Source organism: Rubellimicrobium rubrum (genome assembly GCF_006152115.1).
Taxonomy (GTDB): Bacteria; Pseudomonadota; Alphaproteobacteria; order Rhodobacterales; family Rhodobacteraceae; genus Rubellimicrobium; species Rubellimicrobium rubrum.
In genome coordinates this window covers 1-1,322 of the sequence record NZ_VDFU01000098.1, presented here as the reverse complement: position 1 = coordinate 1,322, position 1,322 = coordinate 1, and the positions used below count along the sequence as shown (strand labels likewise).

Here is a 1,322-nt window from a genome sequence, read left to right as displayed (position 1 = left end):
CGATGGCGGAGGAACACACTATGGCGAGTTATGTCGGCCTCGACGTCTCCCTCGCGGAGACGAGCGTGTGCGTGTTGGGTGACAAGGGCGAGGTGCGGTTCGAGGGTAAGGCAAGGAGCCGGCCTGAGGACTTGGTCGAGTGCATCCGTAGGTGCGCGGGCGACGCGGAACGGGTCGGACTGGAGACGGGCCAGACCGCGGGCGTGCTTGTCCGGGCCCTGAAGGAGGCGGGGCTGCCGGTCGTCTGCCTGGAGACGCGCCACGCTCATAAGGCGCTCTCGGCCCGAGCGAACAAGACGGACCGCAACGACGCGCGCGGCCTGGCCGAGCTCATGCGGGTGGGCTGGTACCGCGAGGCCTGGGTTCGCGGCGCCTCGGCCCAAGCGGTCCGGAGCCTGCTGCTGGGGCGCCGGCTGCTGATGCAGACCAAGCGCACGCTTGAGAACACGCTGCGGGGTGCGGTCAAGCGCTTCGGCCTGATGATCACCAAGACGGCTGGGCGCACCTTCAAGCACCGGGCGGCGGCCATGATGGACCGCGACCCGGCCTACGCCGCCTTCGCCGCGCCGCTCCTGGCCGTGCTGGGCACCGTGCTCGCGCAGATCGCCTCGTACGAGCGCCAGCTCCGTGCCATCGCGCGAGGCGACGGGACGGTACGCCGTCTCATGACTGTACCTGGCATCGGCTATCTGACTGCGCTGGCTTTCACCTCGACCCTGGAGGACCCGGCCCGCTTCAAGCGCTCCGAGGACGTGGGCGCCTACCTTGGCCTGACCCCGCGCGTGCATCAGTCGGGCGAGATCGACAGATCTGGCCGGATCACCAGAACCGGCGACGGCATGACGCGCAGCTACCTGTTCGAGGCGGCCAGCGTGGTCCTGACGCGCATCACGCGACCTTCGGCGCTGCGGTCGTGGGGCTTGCGGCTGCAGGAGCGGTCCGGGCTCAAAAAGGCCAAGGTGGCCGTGGCCCGCAAGCTTGCAGTGATGATGCATGCCATCTGGTCCGATGGCACCGAGTTCGAGTGGAGGGCGGCCGCCTAGCCCCTCCGCTCGCCCTGCTCCCTCCGGGGAGGCGTCCTTGCCGGGACGCAAGCCGGCCCTGACCTCGAAGCGATCGTCGCGGCATGGACCCGCGCGGCAGTGACATTGAGGCGGAGCCAGCCACGGACACCCATCATGAGGCGGCCCATCCGACCTCGGAACGAACCTTGTGCCCGGCAGCGCTTCAATCCTCCTCCAAGGATCCATGGGGTCGAACCAAGAGCCTTGACCACCACCGCTGTTAACGAACGAACCTTGTGCCCGGCAGCGCTTCAATCC

Annotated in this window: 1 protein-coding gene; it reads left to right on the top strand. The window is 68.6% G+C overall.

Annotation, left to right across the window (positions count from 1 at the left end):
- On the top strand, positions 1 to 1,043 hold a 1,043-nt coding region (locus FHG66_RS21370), incomplete at its 5' end, for an IS110 family RNA-guided transposase (RefSeq protein ID WP_218013953.1).
- Positions 1,044 to 1,322 lie beyond the last annotated feature (279 nt).